We start from the raw sequence: 16,496 nt of genomic DNA, 5'->3' as shown, positions 1-16,496 counted from the left end.
GGCGGTAATCGCGTGGTCGGGCGGGCTGCGGCAAGGTGAGGTCATCGGGTTTCAGGCCGGCGCACTCCGGCTCGGAGCCCGGGCCAACCGACCTGAACGCCAGACTATTTCACCCGAACGGGAGTCCCATCATGTCGATCTACGAAGCCGCCGTCGTCCGTTACTTCGAGGCATGGAACGCCACCGATGCCGACGCGCTCGCCAAGGCGGTCGCCGCGGCGTGGTCCGAGGACGGTACGTACACCGATCCGCTGGCCGACGTGCGAGGTCACGAGCAGATCGCCGCGGTCATCCACGCTGCCCATGAGCAGTTCCCCGGCTTTGAGTTCAGGCTGGCCGGTGACGTGGACGGCAACCATCACATCGCCCGCTTCGGCTGGGAACTCGTGTCTATCGCCGACGGCTCCGCGCCGGTCGCCGGGTCGGACGTGGTCACCCTGGCCGAGGACGGCCGGATCACCTCCGTGCTCGGCTTCCTCGACCGGCTCCCCGAGGCATGAACCTTCACCCGGGAGAGGATCGGCAGGGGCCTGCTCGATCGGGGCCCACCGGGTATCGGAAACGTCACTGCGGTACGCACGGCGAGCACTCGCACGCCGGGCTATGACCGCCGGCACCAGCAGTCACAAGAACGTCCCAAGACACCAACTACCCAGATCAGATGCCTTCTTACTCGGTCTGACGCGGAACGCCCCAGCCTCGGCGGGGAGCAGGTGAGCTGGACGAAGAAGCGAACATGCCCAGTCGGAGTATCCGCGAGGCGGCGGGGCCCCGGCTTGTGGGGGCCTCCACCAGTGTGTTGGTCCGGTACGCCCCGGATCAGCGGGGCCAGGCGGGTCATCGAAACGTCGGTCCACTGCGGGAGAACACCCCCGCACACGCGAGGAGCACAAGGCCGAGATGTACCTCCGTTTCGGCCACCACTGGGCATTCCCGTGCCGGCAGGGGAGTGCGAGGCGAACGGCGTGGTGTCGGTGTTCTCGCCATCCATCGAGCGGACAAGGCTCCCCTCTGAGCGCCTGTCGCGCCCCTGGGCGATCCGCCCAGCAGCGATCGTCGGGGGACCATCCCGCACAGTCGGGGAGCACGTGTGCCAATGAACTTGGGGATCCAGCGACTGAGGTCTTTGCCGCCGACGGAGGAAGCGGCGTTCATTCTTCCAGCTCCAGTCGTCCGGAACGGGACCGTCTCCGGCTACGCGGTGACGGTGCTCCGTTTACGGGCGCTGGATCGTCCCGTCCGCCGAAATGTGGGAGGCGTGCGAGCCGAAGTCCTCCTCCGACAAGCTGGTGACGAGGTCGATTGCCTCGCCGCCCGGTTCCGGTGTGCCGGGCTCCACGATCTGGGTCGGGTGCAGGTGCCCGGAGACATAGGTGCCGTCGGGGTGGAGGGTGACGTGGAGCACGCCGCTCGTGGAGAGTGTGCCGCCGAGGCTCATGACCTTGTAGCCGGCGAAGTTGCCCAGGCTGTAGGCGACCAGTCGTCCTTTGTAGAATTCCATTCCCCGCATGACGTGCGGGCCGCTGCCCACGACGAGGTCGGCGCCGGCGTCGATCACCGCATGGCTGAAGCGGTAGGGGTCGCCGCGGTTCTCGCCGAGGAAGTACTCGGTGCCAGGCTCTACGTGGGTGTGGTCCGAGCCCTCCGCGCCGGCGTGCATCGTGACGATCACGATGTCCGCCATGGTCGCGGCGCGGGCGGTGAGTCGCTTTGCGGCGGGGATGTCCGTGAGGTCGTTCGATCCTCGGTCGGGAGCGAACCCGATCAGCGCGACCCGGAGGCCGTGTACCCGCTGGATGGTGATCTGGCCCAGGCGGCCGGTGAACGGCAGGTTCACGGCGCGCAGGGCGGCGAACGTCTCGCGCCGCCCCTGTGCCCCGAAGTCGTCGATGTGATTGTTCGCCACGTTCATGACCGTGAACCCGGCCTTCTTGAGCCAGCGGCTGTAGGACGGCGGGGCGTGGAACGCGAAACAGTTCGGGCTGTCGTTGTCGTCGCACTTGCCGGGGCCGCCGGTGGCGAGTGTGCTCTCCAGGTTCCCGAGCACCACATCCCCGGCGAGCAGGTCGTCGACAGGTTCGAAGAATGACGCGCCGTCATCCGGCGGCAGATCGTCCGGCAGCGAGCCCATCACGATGTCCCCCACGGCGGCGATCCGCACGTTGCCGGGAGGGCGTGGCGGTGCCGGCGCACCGGGCATCGTGGTCCCGGTCGTGCGTAGGGGGGTCTGCGGGGAGCCGGTGGAGGCTGTGTCCTCGGAGCCGGCCCGGAATACGAACGCCGCGACGACCGCTACGCCGATCCCGGCCAGGCCGAGGGCGAACGGGCGGTGACGGTGCACCGTCTTCTGCCGCTCGCGCCGCTGCTGGGGGCGCCGTTCGCCGGACGTGATCATCCGCTCATGTTACGGATCAGGCGTCCATCCATCACGGAGGGTCATCTGCTGGCGTGTTCCCGGCGCCGTTCCCGTTCGCGCTCGACGTCGTCCGCGCTGCCTCGCGGCACCGGCCGCGAACCGAGCGGGCGGGCGTAGTGTCCGGCAGGGCGGCATCCCAACCTGGGCTGCGGGTGTGTCACCACTGTGCGTGGGCAGGGCCGCTTTGGCAATCCACCGACAGCACCGGCCAGGCCAGTGTCCCTCGCTCCGTCGGTACTGTGACCTCGCTTCGTCGCAGTGCCGGACTCCGTCCGCGCTTCCGCAGACGTCCGGCCAGTACCGGCCTGGCGCCGGATCCAGCCCAGCCGGTCCCCGAGCCGGAGGATTTCGAAGTCCCGTCCGGCTCGCTCTGGCCTGCCGGACATCGTTTCGCCGACCGCACCCGTGCCAAGCACGCGAGCGTTCACGAGCTGCTGGCTGCCGGGCTCAGGCGGAGGGCGATCGGCCACCGGCTCCACATCACCTCTCTCACCGTCAAGCTCTACGCCTACGGTGCCGCCCCCGAAGAACCTCTTCCACGGCCGGTGCCAGGGGCGGCCGTCCAAGCTCGACGCGTTCAAGCCCTGCTTTGATGACCGCTGGAATCGGGGCTGTACGAACGCTTGGACAGCGTGGGAATTGATTGTGCGGTCGGCTACCAGCGGGTTCGCACCTACTCTGCGAGAAGCGCTCTCCGAAAGCGAGTCCTGCCGTCGTGACTCAAGCGGTGCAACGGGACAATGCTCCAGGAAGTTGCGCGAAACGGGCAAGCTCCTCGCGCGTCCCCGTGCTACCCGACCCGTGCTCTCCGCCACTCCACTTCACGGGGAGCCATCGGGGCCTGGACGCTGTACACGTCGCCGACGCGCAGATTGTCCGGCGTGCTGTACTCGCCGTAGGTGCCTATGACGGAGACGGCCACATGAGAATCGGGCTGCCAGAAAGTACGGTAATACGGGGCGTTCGCCGGGAACTCCGGGACCTCCAACAGGGGGATGCCACGCCGCACCAGTAGACGTTGCAGTTTTTCGAACCGAAGTCTGGGAGTGAACCGCCCGTACCGGGCACGAAGCGCGTCGTTGACGAGGGTGCGGTTCCGGTACGCGAGCCGGTGCACCTGCAGCGTGAAGTGGTGGCCCGACCAGGGATGGTCGGCGGAAGAGCGGTCCCAGTAGAACTCGGCGAGGCCGTAGTCACGGCACATGCTGTGGTGGCCGAAGGTGTTCTCAGCGAAATCCGGCCCAAGGACCTTGGTGACGTGGTCGGGAGAATCCGCGGGGCCCACACCGAGCAAGGTGCCGGTGGTAACGACGTCCACGTAGAACGCCAGGGAATGCGGAGTCAAAGGCTGATCCTCGATGCGGTGTGGTCCAACGTGAAGCGGGAAACGTCCCCACTGGGGGGACCTCCCGTGTCCACCTGCATGGGAACCGGGGCCCGGCCGACCCGGCAAAGACCTTACTCCACCCCGGCCGCTTCACCACCTCCAGACTTCCGGCACCCACGTCTGGCTTGTCCCGCCCGTTCCGCGCACCGAACATCTCCAGTGAATGCAGCCTCCCGGAGGCCGATGCGAGCGTCAGCCATCGCTCAGCGTGCCTGCTCCAAGGTCCGTTGTTGTGAGGCCGTCTGGGAGTAGAGAGAACAGGACGAGGTCGACCCGGCCGGTACGGACGAAGCCTGCGTTTCGCAGGATGCCTACGCGGTGGAAGCCAGCCTCTGCGACAAGGGAACCGCAGCAACTTGAATATCCATGGCGCCCGAACGGGCCGGTGAGCCTTGCACATGACTCGACGCTCGGAGCCTGACGGTTCCCCGTCCGGCAGGCTGGATGCGGTCATGCTTTTGACTGAGCAGGCCCTGCCTCGGATTTGCGGGCGAGTAGGTGAATCTCCTTGAACTGCCGCCGGTCGGTGGGCTGAGGTTCGCGAACCATCCGGGCTACCTCGGCCAAACCGGCCGTGCGCAACATCGCGGCGAGATGATCCGGCGACCACCGATAGGCCGGCGCGACTGTGTGATCGAAGACCTGCGTCGGGTGAGACGGATCATCGCTGGCCGAAAAGCCGACCAGAAGGTGGCCGCCAGGTGCCAGCACACGGTGGAACTCCGCCAAGATGACGGGGAGTTCTCGCGGCGGAGTGTGAATGATCGACCAACGTGAAAGTACGCCTCCCAGTACGCCGTCAGCGATGTCCAACGCGGCCATCGAGCCCACGTCGAACTGCAGGCCCGGGTAAGTCTGTCGAGCTATCTCGATCATCGCAGGAGAGGCATCAACGCCAAACGCCGCCAGCCCCAGCTCATCCAGGCAAGCGGTGATATGGCCAGGCCCACACCCCAGATCTGCGACCTGACCGTCCCCACTCGCACTTACGGCCTCGGCGAAGGCGCTCAAGATCGCGCGGTCCAAAGGCCTGTCACGCAGTTCGTCGCGGAACAGTCGCGCATACAGGGGGGCAGCAGCGTCGTAGGCCTCGCGAGTGAACCTGAGGGCGTCGTGTTCGATCACGCTCATGACCGTAGTCCCTGACGCTGAGGCGAGGCGAAGAATCGCGATCTTCCCTCCTTCTCGTTCGCCTGGGCCATCGGTAGTTCAGAGAAGGCACCGGTGTGAGGTGGTCAGCCGACCTGGCCTTCGACCCCGCCCTTCTCGCGGGCGCCGCGCAGGCCCGGCTCGCAGGAGAACGGAGCGAAACGGTAGGACTCACGGAAGCTGGTCCAGCGCGGGTTCTCCTCCCGTGAACGTCTGCTGGCATGCCCGCAGACGACAGGAGACGCTCTTTGCGTAGAGCCGTCATTGCGGCCGCCCCAGTCCCGCGGGCGGCCGCTGCGCAGCCCACGCCGGCCGACGGGCCAGTAGAGGGCGGACTGCGAGTCGGACTGTGCGGTGCTCAAGCTGAAGTAGTGGAGATCGTCGGTTCTAACGGAAGATCATCTTTCCATTAGGATCACCCCCGGTCATGTCATGAACACGGGGGAGTGTGATCTGTGAACCACAGGAGCGGGATGCGTCCGCGGGCGTGCGGCGCGGTCGTCGGGATGTCGGTGTCCTTGGCGTTGCTGACGGGATGTGGCGGCGGTGACGGGGCGGCCGGCGGCGGTGGGGCGACGGCACCCGTCCCGTCCGCCAAAGACGTCGTGAAGGGCCTGCCTATCATGGGCCCGGGCTGCCCGGCTTCAGCGCCCAGTCCGCCTGGAGCCTGCCCGCCGAGGGCACCTCGGCACCCGGCGTCCTCGATCTTGGCTCCACGCTGCTGCTGGCCAAGGACGCCCAAGGCGACTACGCAAGCAGCGGGCTGACCGAGGGCATGCTGTACTCCTCCGAGGAGGCCGAGCCCCTCACGCTGGAGTTCCGCGACGTGAAGACCGGCGCCGTCCGCAAGGCGCTGAAAGTGCGGGCCAAGACGGTCGAGGCGGTCACCTGGCGCCACGGCGCCCCCGCCGTGGCCGTGACCTCCTCCACGACCAGCAAGTCCGACGGCCTCACCGAGGCGAAGACCACCACCACGGCCACCCTGTACGGCGCCGACGGCGGCGAACTCGCCAAGGTCCCCTCGTACGAGCGGGGCACCTTGCTGGACGGCTACCGCGTCGAGAAGGCCGACGACACGCTCCGCCTCACGCCCGTCGACGGCGGCCCGTCCCGCGCGGTCACCTGCACCGGCACCGTCGCCAGCTGCACCTACGACGCCGAAGCCGGCACGGCGGACGCCTCGGTGGCCCACGCCCCGCTCATCAGCGGCGACTACTACCCGGGCTTCCTGAACGCCAGCGACTACCAGACCGAGCCCGAGCAGATCACGCTCAACGAACTCGCCACCGGCAAGCAGGTGTGGAGCACCGCCGACGCGAAGATCCCCAAGGGCGTGGAACTGGACGACAAGGGCCACCCCGAGAGCGAGGAGAAGCGCATCCTGCGGATCGCTGACGGCAAGGTCCTCGTCGGCTGGAAGGCCGGCTCCTCCCTCTCCTCCGGCAGTTGGATCCATGCCTGGTACGACCTGAAGAGCGGGGCGCTCCTCACCTCGTACAAGGGCGCGCAGGAGGTGCTGTTCTCGCCCTCCGGCGACCTCGCCGCCCGGGACGTGGTCAAGTTCGAGGACTTCCCCGGCACCGCCGTGTGGCAGACCGCCGACGGCAAGCAACTGTGGGAGCAGCAGGACGGCGAACATGCCCTCGACCCGGTCCGCTTCACGGCTGACGGGTCAGTGCTGTACGGGGAGACGGACGACAAGAGCGCCACGAACACCGGCATCGCGGTGGACACCCGGACGAAGAAGGTGCTGGCGAAGAACCTGCCCGAGGAGAACATCCCGTCCGTGAACACGGCCACCGGTTACGGCTACGTCGGCACGGGGGCAGGCCTGTTCGTCTTCGCGCCGGCGTGAGTCAGTCTTCCGCCGATCCGAGCGTCGATCCGGGGTCGTTACCTCTTGATCAGAAGGTGGGAACCCTGGACGCGAAGGTGGGCAACCTCGTTGGTGAGGTCCGCGTCCTCGGGAAGAGGATCGATCGCATTCAGGCGCAGGTCATGGAGCTGCTGACCCATCTGATCGGGCGGCACCCCAACGCCGGCTGATCTTCCTTAAACGGCGGCCCGAACCTCTGCCTGTTCGGGCCGTTGTCCTATACGTGCTGGTCAGACGCTCGCTCGATGAGACAAGGCGTGGGGCTTTCAGGGCAGTGGGCATGGCGAACGAGAGCGACGCGTGACTCGTGTGCTCGCCTGAGGTCTCTCTTCCGTTTCAGGTCCCTGAAGGGGCCTGGCGTGCCGTGGCAGGGTGCAGTGGTTCTACAGCTTGGTCATCTTGGTGTACGGGCTCAAGATCCGCATTTGCGCCGAGCCGAAGTCCACGAGGGCTGCGATTCCTTCCTCGATGCCGACGACCCGGCCGAGGCCGTACATATCGTGTGTGACCTGGTCGCCCACGGCGAAATGCTTGGGGGCAGGCGGGACCGGGGCCTTGAAGGGGCTGGTGGGCAAATGGCGCTTCGGTGCAGCAGGCTTTGTCATCGCCCCCAGTATGCACCTACGCACTGTGCTGGTGGCTGCCTCTCAGGGGCAGGAGCAACTGATGATGGGGATTCGTGATGTCGGCTCTGACCGGAGTTCCGGAGACGCTGCCTCAGGTCGCTCGTGCCGTCCTCGGCTCCCCGTACGCCACTGCTGGCTCCCGCTGTGCCACGTGGAGGATGCGCCAGTGGATGACTCCGTCATCGGTAGCGAGTGCGGCCGGCGAGGAACCCGCAGGTGTGATGCATCGGGTCCCGTCCACTGCTGCGCGGAGCAATGCTCAAGATCTGGTCATCGAGTAGGCCCGCGTTGCCGCGCGGGTCGGGAAGGCACGCCCGTGTTCAGCGTAGTGAATGCCGGCGGTTCCACGGAGTCCGGCTCTCTGATCGACGAGATCGTCAATGAGGGCCCCCAGCGTATGCTCGCCGCCGCACTGGGGGCGGAAGTCAACCAGTACATAGCCGAGTCGGCGGCCGGGACGGACGAGCGGGGCTGCCGCCTGGTCGTCCGCAACGGTCGTCACCGGCTCCGCACCGTGGCCACCGCGCCAGGTCCCGTCGAGGTCACCGCGCCACTGGTGAACGATCGCCGCGTGGACGCGACCACCGACGAGCGGAAGCGGTTCTCCTCGAAGATCCTGGCGCCGTGGTGCCGTAAGTCCCCGAAGATCTCCGAGGTACTGCCGCTGCTCTACCTGCACGGGCTGTCCTCCGTTGACTTCGTGTCGGCGCTGGAGCAGTTCCTCGGCGGCACGGCTGGCCTGTCCCCGGCGACAGTGACCCGGCGCACCAAGCAGTGGAGCGACGACCGCGCCGCGTTCCAGGAGCGCGACCTGTCGGATCGCGACTTCGTCTACGTGTGGACCGACGGCGTGCACCCCAAGGTTCGGCTCGGCCAGGCGCACAGCTAGGTCCTGGTCCTGCTCGGAATGCAGCTGGACGGTACCAAAGAGCTGATCGCCCTGTCCGAGGGGTTGCGCGAGAGCACCGGGTCATGGGCCGACCTGCCGCGCGACTGTCGTCGCCGGGGCATGCGCGACCCGGAGCTGGTCGTCGGCGACGGCGCGATGAGCCTGTGGAAGGCCCTGCGGGAGGTGTTCCCCGCCGCCCGGCATCAGCGATGCTGGGTCCTCAAGGGCCGAAATCTCGCGAACTGCCTGCCGAAGTCCGTATAACCGGGCGCGACGAAGGCGATGCGGGAGATCTACAACGCCGAGGACCGCGCGCACGCGGAGAAGGCGATCAAGGCATTGGTGAGAAGCTGCCACGGGCAAGTGCGTCGACGACAGCAACTACGGCCTGCGTGACTTCGGCTGTCAGGACAAGAACGGTCCCTACGTAGGCTTCCAGCAATTCCGGCTCAGCTAGCACGGAGCGGTCAGGACCGCCCCCAGAGGTGCGGCCGCCCACCGCGCCCATCCCGCGCAGGTGGGCGGCCCCGCCCGTCGGCTCGGTCACCGCCGTGCACCCACCGCCGCGATCGTCGTGTCGAGTCGGTCCTCGGAGACGAAGTACTGCGGCGAGGTGCGGCGCGGGCGCACCCGCAGGCCACCGTCCCCGCACCAGCCGGTGTGGTGCGCGCACCTGGGTGAGCCCAGGTTGATGAGAATGGGCGAATTCGCAAAATTTCAAAGAGCCCTATCACTACCGTTGGGCTCCACTCTGCAAGAGCTGAGCCTGCCGACCGGGCAGTGGGCGGGTGGGGTCGGGCGGTTCGGATTTGTGGGAGGCCGGGCCACACGTACCCTTCGTGTCTACGGTGCCACACAACGGGCGCCAAACACTGGAGGCAATACCTCGTGCTGATCGCTCAGCGTCCCTCGTTGACCGAAGAGGTCGTCGACGAGTTCCGCTCCCGGTTCGTGATCGAGCCGCTGGAGCCGGGCTTCGGCTACACCCTCGGCAACTCCCTGCGCCGTACGCTCCTGTCCTCGATCCCGGGTGCCGCTGTCACCGGCATCCGCATCGACGGCGTGCTGCACGAGTTCACCACCGTGCCGGGCGTCAAGGAGGACGTCACCGACCTGATCCTCAACATCAAGCAGCTGGTCGTCTCCTCGGAGCACGACGAGCCGGTCGTGATGTACCTGCGCAAGCAGGGTCCGGGTCTGGTCACCGCCGCCGACATCGCGCCCCCGGCCGGTGTCGAGGTGCACAACCCCGACCTGGTCCTGGCCACGCTGAACGGCAAGGGCAAGCTGGAGATGGAGCTGACCGTCGAGCGCGGTCGCGGTTACGTCTCGGCCGTGCAGAACAAGCAGGTGGGCCAGGAGATCGGCCGTATCCCGGTCGACTCCATCTACAGCCCGGTGCTGAAGGTCACGTACAAGGTCGAGGCGACGCGTGTCGAGCAGCGCACGGACTTCGACAAGCTGATCGTCGACGTCGAGACCAAGCAGGCGATGCGTCCGCGCGATGTCATGGCGTCGGCCGGTAAGACGCTCGTCGAGCTGTTCGGTCTCGCCCGCGAGCTGAACATCGACGCCGAGGGCATCGACATGGGCCCGTCCCCGACGGACGCCGCCCTGGCCGCCGACCTCGCGCTGCCGATCGAGGAGCTGGAGCTCACGGTCCGTTCCTACAACTGCCTCAAGCGTGAGGGCGTCCACTCCGTAGGTGAACTCCTGGCCCGTTCCGAGGCGGACCTGCTCGACATCCGCAACTTCGGTGCGAAGTCGATCGACGAGGTCAAGGTGAAGCTGGCCGGCATGGGCCTGGCCCTCAAGGACAGCCCGCCCGGATTCGACCCGACCGCCGCCGCCTTCGACGCGGACGACAACGGGAACACGGGTTTCATGGAGACCGAGCAGTACTGAACGCCGCGCCGGGTCGCGGGGGAGCCAGGAAGGCAGGGAAGGCGGCGACTGGAAGTCGCCGCCTTCCTGCTCCCGGAATACATCAACCGCCTCACCGATGACCCGACTTCGCCACCCGCAGGTGGATCTGTCCAGTTCGGGTGGAGACTGGCGTGCCGTATCCTCCGCCCCGGTTCAATCTGGAGGGGTGTGCAGGCGGTGACCGCGCCCGATGACGAGGCTTACCACTGGTCGCGCACGGTGTCGGTGGTGTCGGGTCAGCAGGTGGCGGAGGGACGGGGAAACGGGCGGTCGGCCATGAAGTGGGCGATGCCGACGCAGTAGGCGAAGTCGCCGTTCACGGTGACCTCGCGCCGGCGGTCCATGGCGACGGTGAGGTCGTCCTGGCGCCGCAGACGACGTGGTGGCAGGCGAGGGCGGCCTCCAGGATCGGGTGCAGCCAGGCGAGTCCGGCGAGGTCGAGTTCGTCGCCAGCGCGATCCGGATCGGCCCAGGCGGCAGACAGGGCGAGGCGGGTCTGGGCGATGGCCGGCCCGCCTGCGACATTGTGCTGTCCGGCCTCCGCCTGCGTGTTCTCGAAGGCTTTGATGGCACTGGTGAAGTCGCCCTGGGGCCGGTGGATGTCGCCCGCTGTTGGTTGTCCCGGAGTGTTCTTCCCATGTACGACTCCCCATAGCCCTCGCCGTCCCCCTCGACCCGCGATCCCAGTGGGCCGGAGCTGTCGTTCTCGTCGAGGACATCGTGGCGCTGTCGGTGGACGAGTTCTGACCGGAGTTTCGTGAAGCCTCGGTCCATCATCCCGGGGCACAGCAGATGCCCAGTTCGGGCCACCGATGCGCCTATCCGAGTGCCTTCCGGACGTCCCGCGAGCGAGAGACGCGCGGTGGGGGGTATGTCGTTTCGCGCGAGGTGACTTTGGGATCCGTGAGGAGATCAGCTATGTACGCAGTAGTTCGGCGGTACGAAGGGGTGACTGATCCTGCCGAGGCAGGACGCCGAGTGGACGAGGGATTCGTGCCTCTCCTGCGCCAAGTCCCCGGGTTCGTGGCTTACTACTGGGTTGACTCCGGGGATGGAGTGATGGTCTCCACCAGTGTCTTTGAAGACCAAGCCGGCGCCGAAGAGTCGAACAGGAGGGCGGTGGACTTCGTTCGGGACAACCTTGCGCCACTGCTCCCGAACCCTCCTCAGGTGATGGCCGGCCAGGTTGTTGCTGCTGGTTGACTTCCGCTCCCCGGCCTAGAGGCCGGGGTTCCCTACCAAGGTCGGGTCACCGTCTCGGTGGGTTCCTGCTTCAACGCGCTGTGCCGGTGGGGGTACCGGTCTTATCTGCGCTCAACAGGCTGTCACCGCCAGTCCGGCGGCCCGGTCGGCGTCGATGACGACCTGGTGATTGGTCGAGCAGCGGTAATTCTTCGACTGCTCGGCGACTGTATGGTCGCTGGTGGGGACCAGGGTGCCGTCCATGATCAGAACGGTGTCCTTGCGGAACCGCTTGCGGGGCTGGAGTGCAAGACGCGGGCTGAGGTCGTCGATGATCCGGTCTGCGGATGACTTCGAGACGCCGAAGAGGAGAGCGAGCTGGCGTAGCGTCAAGTTCGTGCGCCAGTAGGCGGCCACCCGGAGGATCACGGCGGACACCTCGCCGAGCCATGCGCGCTCGGGGATCTTCTCGGCCTCGGTGATGACCTGCTTGGACAGGGCCCCAATCCTCGGGTACGGCTTGCCGTCGGCGTGAGCGTCCGAGGACCGTTCGGCTACAGGCGCAAGCCGTACGGCTGCGCCAGGAGTACCCGGAACTGGTCCGGCACTACTGGCGCGCAGAGCGGCTGTGGTCCGGCTTTTGCTTCGCCGGCTCCGTCGGGGGTGTCCCGCTGTCGTTCGTGAAGCAGTACATCGAGCAGCAGAACCGGCCATCCTGGGCCAAGGTAACAGTGCAGATCCGTGCCCATGACTGAGATCAGAGCAGGCTGAAGATTCGCTTCACCCTTGGTCTGAAGCCCAAGGCACTGCGAATGAAGTCGGTAGCGACCGCCGGTGTGGCGCTGGTTTCCAAGTACCCCTATGCCGACGGCCTGGCCTTTCACGAAACTCCGGACAAAGCCGTTTCAAGGATTCCCATCAGCAGCCTTCCACGGGCGTGCCCGCCGCGTCCCGGGCGTGAGCTACCGGATCACCGTGGCGACCACGATCCTGCCCATACTGGCCATGCCCGGACTCGACCAGTCGGTCTGGAGGGTCGTCGGTGCGGACGGGCTGGTCGCGCCCGGCGTGGCCTTTGTGCGCTGACGCTGGAGCAGGCGCAGCCGAAACGCGTGACGTTGTATGCGGCACGGACCGCGGTGGTGCTGGTCGAGCAGTCCGAGCTCGGTGCCAGCCCGTTCCCCTACTGGGTGCCGCTGGACCGGCCGTACACCCTGGTGGTGGATGAGCAGGCGGATCCGGCGACTGTGGCACCGTTCCGGACTGATGGCGCGGTGCTGCTCGCGCCGGTCACTTCCGCTCCAGCGCGGCCAGCCGTAGCTCAAGCTGGTCAATCCGGTGCCGTAGCAGGGTGACCTGGGCTTCCAGGCTGACTTCTCGTTCCGCCCTGCGCTGAATGCGCGGTGACGCGGCGGCGCGCTCGGTCACCGCGTCCAGCCGGACCAGGCGCTGCGGCCCGTTCGGGCCGTCCACCAGCCGGGACTGGATCTCGCCGTTGCGGTACCAGGACCGCAGAGCCGAGCGGGAAACGCCGGTCTCGGCTTCCGCCTTGGCCAGCGTGACCCAGGGTGCCTCGTCCAACTGCTCGAACAACTCCAGCTCATTCTGCCAGCGCGCGAGCCGGTCCTCCCAGTCCGACGGTGCATCCATCACACCCTCCCTTCAGCATGGTGACCCTATCAATAGCAGTGTATTGACATGCCTGTGACCATAGAACCATGACATTTGAAAGGTTCACGGTGAAAGCCCGCCGGGTGGTCGTCACAGCCCAGGAGCAGGCGAGGCTGCTCAAGCACGACCACATCGGCACGGAGCACATCCTGTTGGGGCTGCTCGAGGTGCCGGACGGCACGGCGGCGAGAGTTCTGCACCAGCTCGGGTACGACAAGGAGACGGCGCAGGTCGATATCGCCGCGGCGGTCAAGCCCGGCACGGAAGAGCTGAGCGGCCATATCCCGTTCGCGCCGCGTGCGAAGAGGACGCTGGATCTCGCGCTGCGTGAGGCGCAACAGCTGCACCACAACTACATCGGTACGGAACACATCCTGCTCGCCCTGGTCAGGGAAGGTGAGGGCGTCGGCGCGAGGGTGCTCGCCGAGCGGATCAATCCGGTCAGCAAGATCCGTGCCGCGGTGCTGACATCACTGGAGGGATCGCAGGAAGTCGTGGCCAGCCCATGGCCCGCCGGCACACCTGCGACCGAGGACACCGTGTCCACCGCCAGCGCGCTGGCTGGTGGCGCGCCGGTCGGCAGCCATCATTTGCTTGAGGCGATGCTGCGGGCGGAGAACAGCATGGCGGCCAGGGTGTTGCGCGAACTCGGGGTTGACCCGGACGCGGTCGCCGCCAAGATCGACGAACTGGATCCGGAGACGACCACGGACGCGAACCCGGAGGAAGCCGCCGCGCGCAAGATGGAAATCCGGCTGGTCGACGATGAGGTACACCTGATCCTCCGGGACCCGACAACGGTCACGATCGCCAAGAAGGTCACCGAGCTGTCCGACGGCCCGATCCAGGGCGTCGGGCCGGTCGCCGGCATGTTCGTTCCGCTCTGGCGGTCGACCCACCAACTGCTGCTGCAGATCCAGCGCGTCCTGGAACCGGAACCCGAGGAAGAGGACGGATCCGCCGCGAGCAAGGTGGCCAGGGCCGTGCGCACGGTGCTCGCGCACCGGCTCCGACGGTGAACAGCCCAGCTGGACGCGCAGCTTGGCAAACCGGCACTGCGATCGGCCTGTCCACGACGGCCCGGCCGGTCGAGGAGCTGAGCACCTTCCTCGCCGGCGGGCAGCCGGTCAGGATCGTGCGGCCGGCGAACCGGAGATCGGTCCGGCTGCGGGTGGAATCTCGGTGGCGGACATGGTCACGCTCGGGGAGGCCACCGGCGGGTCCGGCCCGTCGGCAGGACCGGAGCGGCGGTCCTGCCGACGGGCCGGATGCCGAGCAGCGGATCCTCGCGCTGGTCGGCGCACATCGGTCGGCCATCGCGTTCGCCAACTCCCGCCGGCTTGCCGAGCGGCTCACCACCCGGCTGAACGAACTGGTCGTCGAGCCGGCCGAGGCCGGCCGGCTGACCAGGTTCCCGGCCGAGGCGATCGGTGAGTCCGGGATCGCGTTCGGCGCCCCGCCGGTGGTGGCCCGCGCACACCAAGGGTCGATCTGCCGCGAACAGGCAATACGGCGAACGCGAACAGGCCATACGGCGAATCGGAGGCAACCATGACCATCACCATCGTCGGAGCCGGCTTGGGCGGCCTGGCCCTTGCCCGTGTGCTGCACGTGAACGGCATCGACGCCGTCGTGTACGAACGTGAATCGTCGCGCGGCGCGCGCGGTCAGGGCGGGATGCTTGATCTGCACTCCGGGACCGGACAGCGGGCGATGCGCGAGGCCGGCCTGATCGACCAGTTCCACGCGATTGCCCGTCGTCAAGGCCAGGACCTGCGTCTTCTCGAGCCGGACGGCACCCTGCTGCTCCAGGAGGATACGCCCGACGACGCCCCGCTCGAGCGACCCGAGGTCGACCGTGCCGATCTGCGCAACCTGCTGCTGGACTCTCTCCCCGAACACGCGGTGTGCTGGGGGCACGCGTTCGAGTCCGCCGACAATGGCTTGCTGCAGTTCGCCGACGGCAGCAGCGCGACGTATGACCTGCTGGTCGGCGCCGACGGCGCGGACTCCCGGGTCCGCACGCTGCTCACCGACGCCCGATCAGCGCACACTGGCCAAAACGTCGTTGAGCTTGGTATTCCCGACATCGACCGCACCCACCCCGACCTCGCGGCGATGGTTGGGCGCGGTAACTACTGGGTGCTCGGCAACGGACAATCCCTGTCGGCGCAGCGCAACGGCGACGGCCGCGTACGTATCTACCTCAGCTTCTACAACACCGCCGAAGACTGGTTCGCGACCAGTGGGATCCCCTTCGGCGACCCAGCCGCCGCCCGGGTCCGGCTGATCGACCTGTTCACCGGCTGGGACTCACGGTTCACCGCACTGATCGCGGCCTGCGACGACACGGTCCTGCCGCGGTCGATCACTACTCTCCCGGTCGGCCTGACCTGGCCGTCCAAGCCAGGTTTCACACTGCTCGGCGATGCCGCGCACCTGATGCCGCCGGTGGGGCAGGGCGCCAACATGGCGTTGCTCGACGGCGCCCTGCTCGGCCTCGCGCTGGCCGCGCACCCGGACGACTTTGCCGCCGCCGTCAAGGAGTACGAACGCGAGATGTTCGAACGCACCAGCGCCGCCGGTCGGCAGTCCGCTCGCATCCAGGAAATCCTGTCGTCGCCGGACGCCAGCCGCAAAATGCTCGCGTTCTTCCAACCGGGCTGAAGGCAACCGAATACGACCGAGCAACCGGCCGCCCAGCCAGCGCGGTCACCCGCGGTTCAGGTCCCTCGGCTGTCTCACGGGACGTCACGCGACATGAGTCTCAGAGCCTGGACAGAAGCCAGGCCGGCCCGCGGGGGAGCTGGGATGCTTCATCTCCCTTGCGGGCGGCAGGGATAGAAGCCGGTGCGGTGGAGTGGGACGTCGTTCTTGGGTAGTGCCAGGCGCATGGTGGCGACGCTCGCTCCTTCCGGTCCGCGATGTCCTGGAGCGACAGGCGGTCGTTGCTCGAACCAGACACGCCATCGTCCGATGCGGGTGGCCGTGTACCGGGTGCGTCGGAACCGGGGCGGGCGCGATGGTCGGATGCGCGAGACGGGGGTGATCCGGTCAGGGTGTGGAAGACCCGTCGTTGCGCGTGCGTGGTATCGGGAGTGTGGTGAGCACGCAGGCGGCGCTGCAGGTCCAGCCAAGCCGTCGGGGCGACGAAGCAAGGGCGTGGAGTGAACAGGCCACGGCGGCGTGCGTAGTCGATGGGGCTGCCATGTTGGTCGAGGTGGTCGACGAGTGGGATCAGGGCGTACCTGAGCGGCGTACGCGTCCTCGACCTGCTTCATGCCGACACCGCCGGAACGCCGTACATGCCCGCGTAGCAACCGCACGCCCGCAGGTCGCTGACGGGATATCGGTCCGATGCGGTCCCGGCGCCG

At 67.4% G+C, this 16,496-nt stretch carries 16 protein-coding genes and 2 pseudogenes; 11 read left to right on the top strand and 7 right to left on the bottom strand.

Features of this window, described 5'->3' with window-relative positions:
* Nucleotides 1-131 precede the first annotated feature (131 nt).
* The gene (locus AVL59_RS24510) at nucleotides 132-500 is read left to right on the top strand and encodes a nuclear transport factor 2 family protein (RefSeq protein ID WP_067308137.1); all 369 of its coding nucleotides are present in this window, start codon (nucleotides 132-134) and stop codon (nucleotides 498-500) included.
* A 716-nt stretch (nucleotides 501-1,216) separates the two neighbouring features.
* Here the strand turns inward: AVL59_RS24510 and AVL59_RS24505 are convergent.
* The 4 genes from AVL59_RS24505 to AVL59_RS52505 form a co-directional block, all read right to left on the bottom strand.
* Nucleotides 1,217-2,395: a CapA family protein gene (locus tag AVL59_RS24505; RefSeq protein ID WP_079146945.1), complete on the bottom strand. Its 1,179-nt coding sequence runs from the start codon at nucleotides 2,393-2,395 to the stop codon at nucleotides 1,217-1,219.
* A gap of 811 nt (nucleotides 2,396-3,206) precedes the next feature.
* The gene (locus AVL59_RS24500; protein WP_067308134.1) at nucleotides 3,207-3,761 is read right to left on the bottom strand and encodes a hypothetical protein; all 555 of its coding nucleotides are present in this window, start codon (nucleotides 3,759-3,761) and stop codon (nucleotides 3,207-3,209) included.
* Nucleotides 3,762-4,253: 492 nt separating this feature from the next.
* Entirely contained in the window at nucleotides 4,254-4,928 is a 675-nt protein-coding gene (locus tag AVL59_RS24495; protein ID WP_067317701.1) for a class I SAM-dependent methyltransferase, read from the bottom strand.
* Nucleotides 4,929-5,038: 110 nt separating this feature from the next.
* Nucleotides 5,039-5,314, bottom strand: coding sequence for a hypothetical protein (locus AVL59_RS52505; protein ID WP_159400058.1), 276 nt, complete (start codon nucleotides 5,312-5,314; stop codon nucleotides 5,039-5,041).
* 413 nt (nucleotides 5,315-5,727) lie between these two features.
* Here AVL59_RS52505 and AVL59_RS24490 point away from each other — a divergent pair, with 413 nt between their 5' ends.
* Together AVL59_RS24490 and AVL59_RS55705 are read left to right on the top strand one after the other, a co-directional pair.
* Nucleotides 5,728-6,807: a hypothetical protein gene (locus AVL59_RS24490; protein WP_067308131.1), complete on the top strand. Its 1,080-nt coding sequence runs from the start codon at nucleotides 5,728-5,730 to the stop codon at nucleotides 6,805-6,807.
* 56 nt (nucleotides 6,808-6,863) lie between these two features.
* Complete coding sequence (locus AVL59_RS55705; protein WP_257785106.1) at nucleotides 6,864-6,998, top strand: hypothetical protein; 135 nt, start codon at nucleotides 6,864-6,866, stop codon at nucleotides 6,996-6,998.
* 213 nt (nucleotides 6,999-7,211) lie between these two features.
* On the opposite strand, the gene AVL59_RS24485 is transcribed toward AVL59_RS55705, so the two are convergent.
* Nucleotides 7,212-7,433 carry a CarD family transcriptional regulator gene (locus AVL59_RS24485; protein ID WP_067308128.1) on the bottom strand — a complete coding sequence of 74 codons (222 nt, stop codon included), beginning with the start codon at nucleotides 7,431-7,433 and terminating at the stop codon, nucleotides 7,212-7,214.
* 337 nt (nucleotides 7,434-7,770) lie between these two features.
* On the opposite strand from AVL59_RS24485, the pseudogene AVL59_RS24480 reads away from it, so the two are divergent.
* From AVL59_RS24480 to AVL59_RS24465, 3 genes and pseudogenes are all read left to right on the top strand, one after another.
* A pseudogene (locus AVL59_RS24480) lies at nucleotides 7,771-8,682 on the top strand (IS256 family transposase); the annotation flags it as partial.
* A 549-nt stretch (nucleotides 8,683-9,231) separates the two neighbouring features.
* Entirely contained in the window at nucleotides 9,232-10,248 is a 1,017-nt protein-coding gene (locus tag AVL59_RS24475) for a DNA-directed RNA polymerase subunit alpha (RefSeq protein ID WP_067308125.1), read from the top strand.
* Nucleotides 10,249-11,247: 999 nt separating this feature from the next.
* Nucleotides 11,248-11,472, top strand: coding sequence for an antibiotic biosynthesis monooxygenase (locus tag AVL59_RS24465; RefSeq protein WP_237281648.1), 225 nt, complete (start codon nucleotides 11,248-11,250; stop codon nucleotides 11,470-11,472).
* A gap of 144 nt (nucleotides 11,473-11,616) precedes the next feature.
* Here the strand turns inward: AVL59_RS24465 and AVL59_RS24460 are convergent.
* Nucleotides 11,617-11,874, bottom strand: a pseudogene (locus AVL59_RS24460) (transposase family protein); the annotation flags it as partial.
* Between the two features lie 152 nt (nucleotides 11,875-12,026).
* Between AVL59_RS24460 and AVL59_RS49195 the strand changes: the two are divergent.
* Together AVL59_RS49195 and AVL59_RS55700 are read left to right on the top strand one after the other, a co-directional pair.
* A complete protein-coding gene (locus tag AVL59_RS49195; RefSeq protein ID WP_257785132.1) occupies nucleotides 12,027-12,206 on the top strand; it encodes a transposase in 180 nt (59 codons plus the stop codon).
* Between the two features lie 202 nt (nucleotides 12,207-12,408).
* Nucleotides 12,409-12,537: a hypothetical protein gene (locus AVL59_RS55700; RefSeq protein ID WP_257785105.1), complete on the top strand. Its 129-nt coding sequence runs from the start codon at nucleotides 12,409-12,411 to the stop codon at nucleotides 12,535-12,537.
* A gap of 204 nt (nucleotides 12,538-12,741) precedes the next feature.
* On the opposite strand, the gene AVL59_RS24455 is transcribed toward AVL59_RS55700, so the two are convergent.
* Nucleotides 12,742-13,101 carry an excisionase gene (locus tag AVL59_RS24455; protein ID WP_067308118.1) on the bottom strand — a complete coding sequence of 120 codons (360 nt, stop codon included), beginning with the start codon at nucleotides 13,099-13,101 and terminating at the stop codon, nucleotides 12,742-12,744.
* A gap of 68 nt (nucleotides 13,102-13,169) precedes the next feature.
* Between AVL59_RS24455 and AVL59_RS24450 the strand changes: the two genes are divergently transcribed.
* From AVL59_RS24450 to AVL59_RS24440, 3 genes are read left to right on the top strand one after another with little or no spacing between them, the layout of a single operon-like run.
* A complete protein-coding gene (locus tag AVL59_RS24450) occupies nucleotides 13,170-14,141 on the top strand; it encodes a Clp protease N-terminal domain-containing protein (RefSeq protein WP_067308116.1) in 972 nt (323 codons plus the stop codon).
* Entirely contained in the window at nucleotides 14,138-14,677 is a 540-nt protein-coding gene (locus AVL59_RS52500; RefSeq protein ID WP_159400057.1) for a hypothetical protein, read from the top strand. The genes AVL59_RS24450 and AVL59_RS52500 overlap by 4 nt, the downstream gene beginning before the upstream one ends.
* On the top strand, nucleotides 14,674-15,789 hold the full coding sequence (locus AVL59_RS24440; RefSeq protein ID WP_067308112.1) for an FAD-dependent oxidoreductase: 1,116 nt from the start codon (nucleotides 14,674-14,676) through the stop codon (nucleotides 15,787-15,789). Before AVL59_RS52500 ends, AVL59_RS24440 begins: the two co-directional genes overlap by 4 nt.
* Nucleotides 15,790-16,496: the final 707 nt, after the last annotated feature.

The sequence above is a fragment of the Streptomyces griseochromogenes genome (assembly GCF_001542625.1).
In the GTDB taxonomy this organism is placed as follows: domain Bacteria; phylum Actinomycetota; class Actinomycetes; order Streptomycetales; family Streptomycetaceae; genus Streptomyces; species Streptomyces griseochromogenes.
The sequence above is the reverse complement of the archived record's forward strand: the minus strand, read 5'-3'. Positions and strand labels throughout refer to the sequence as shown.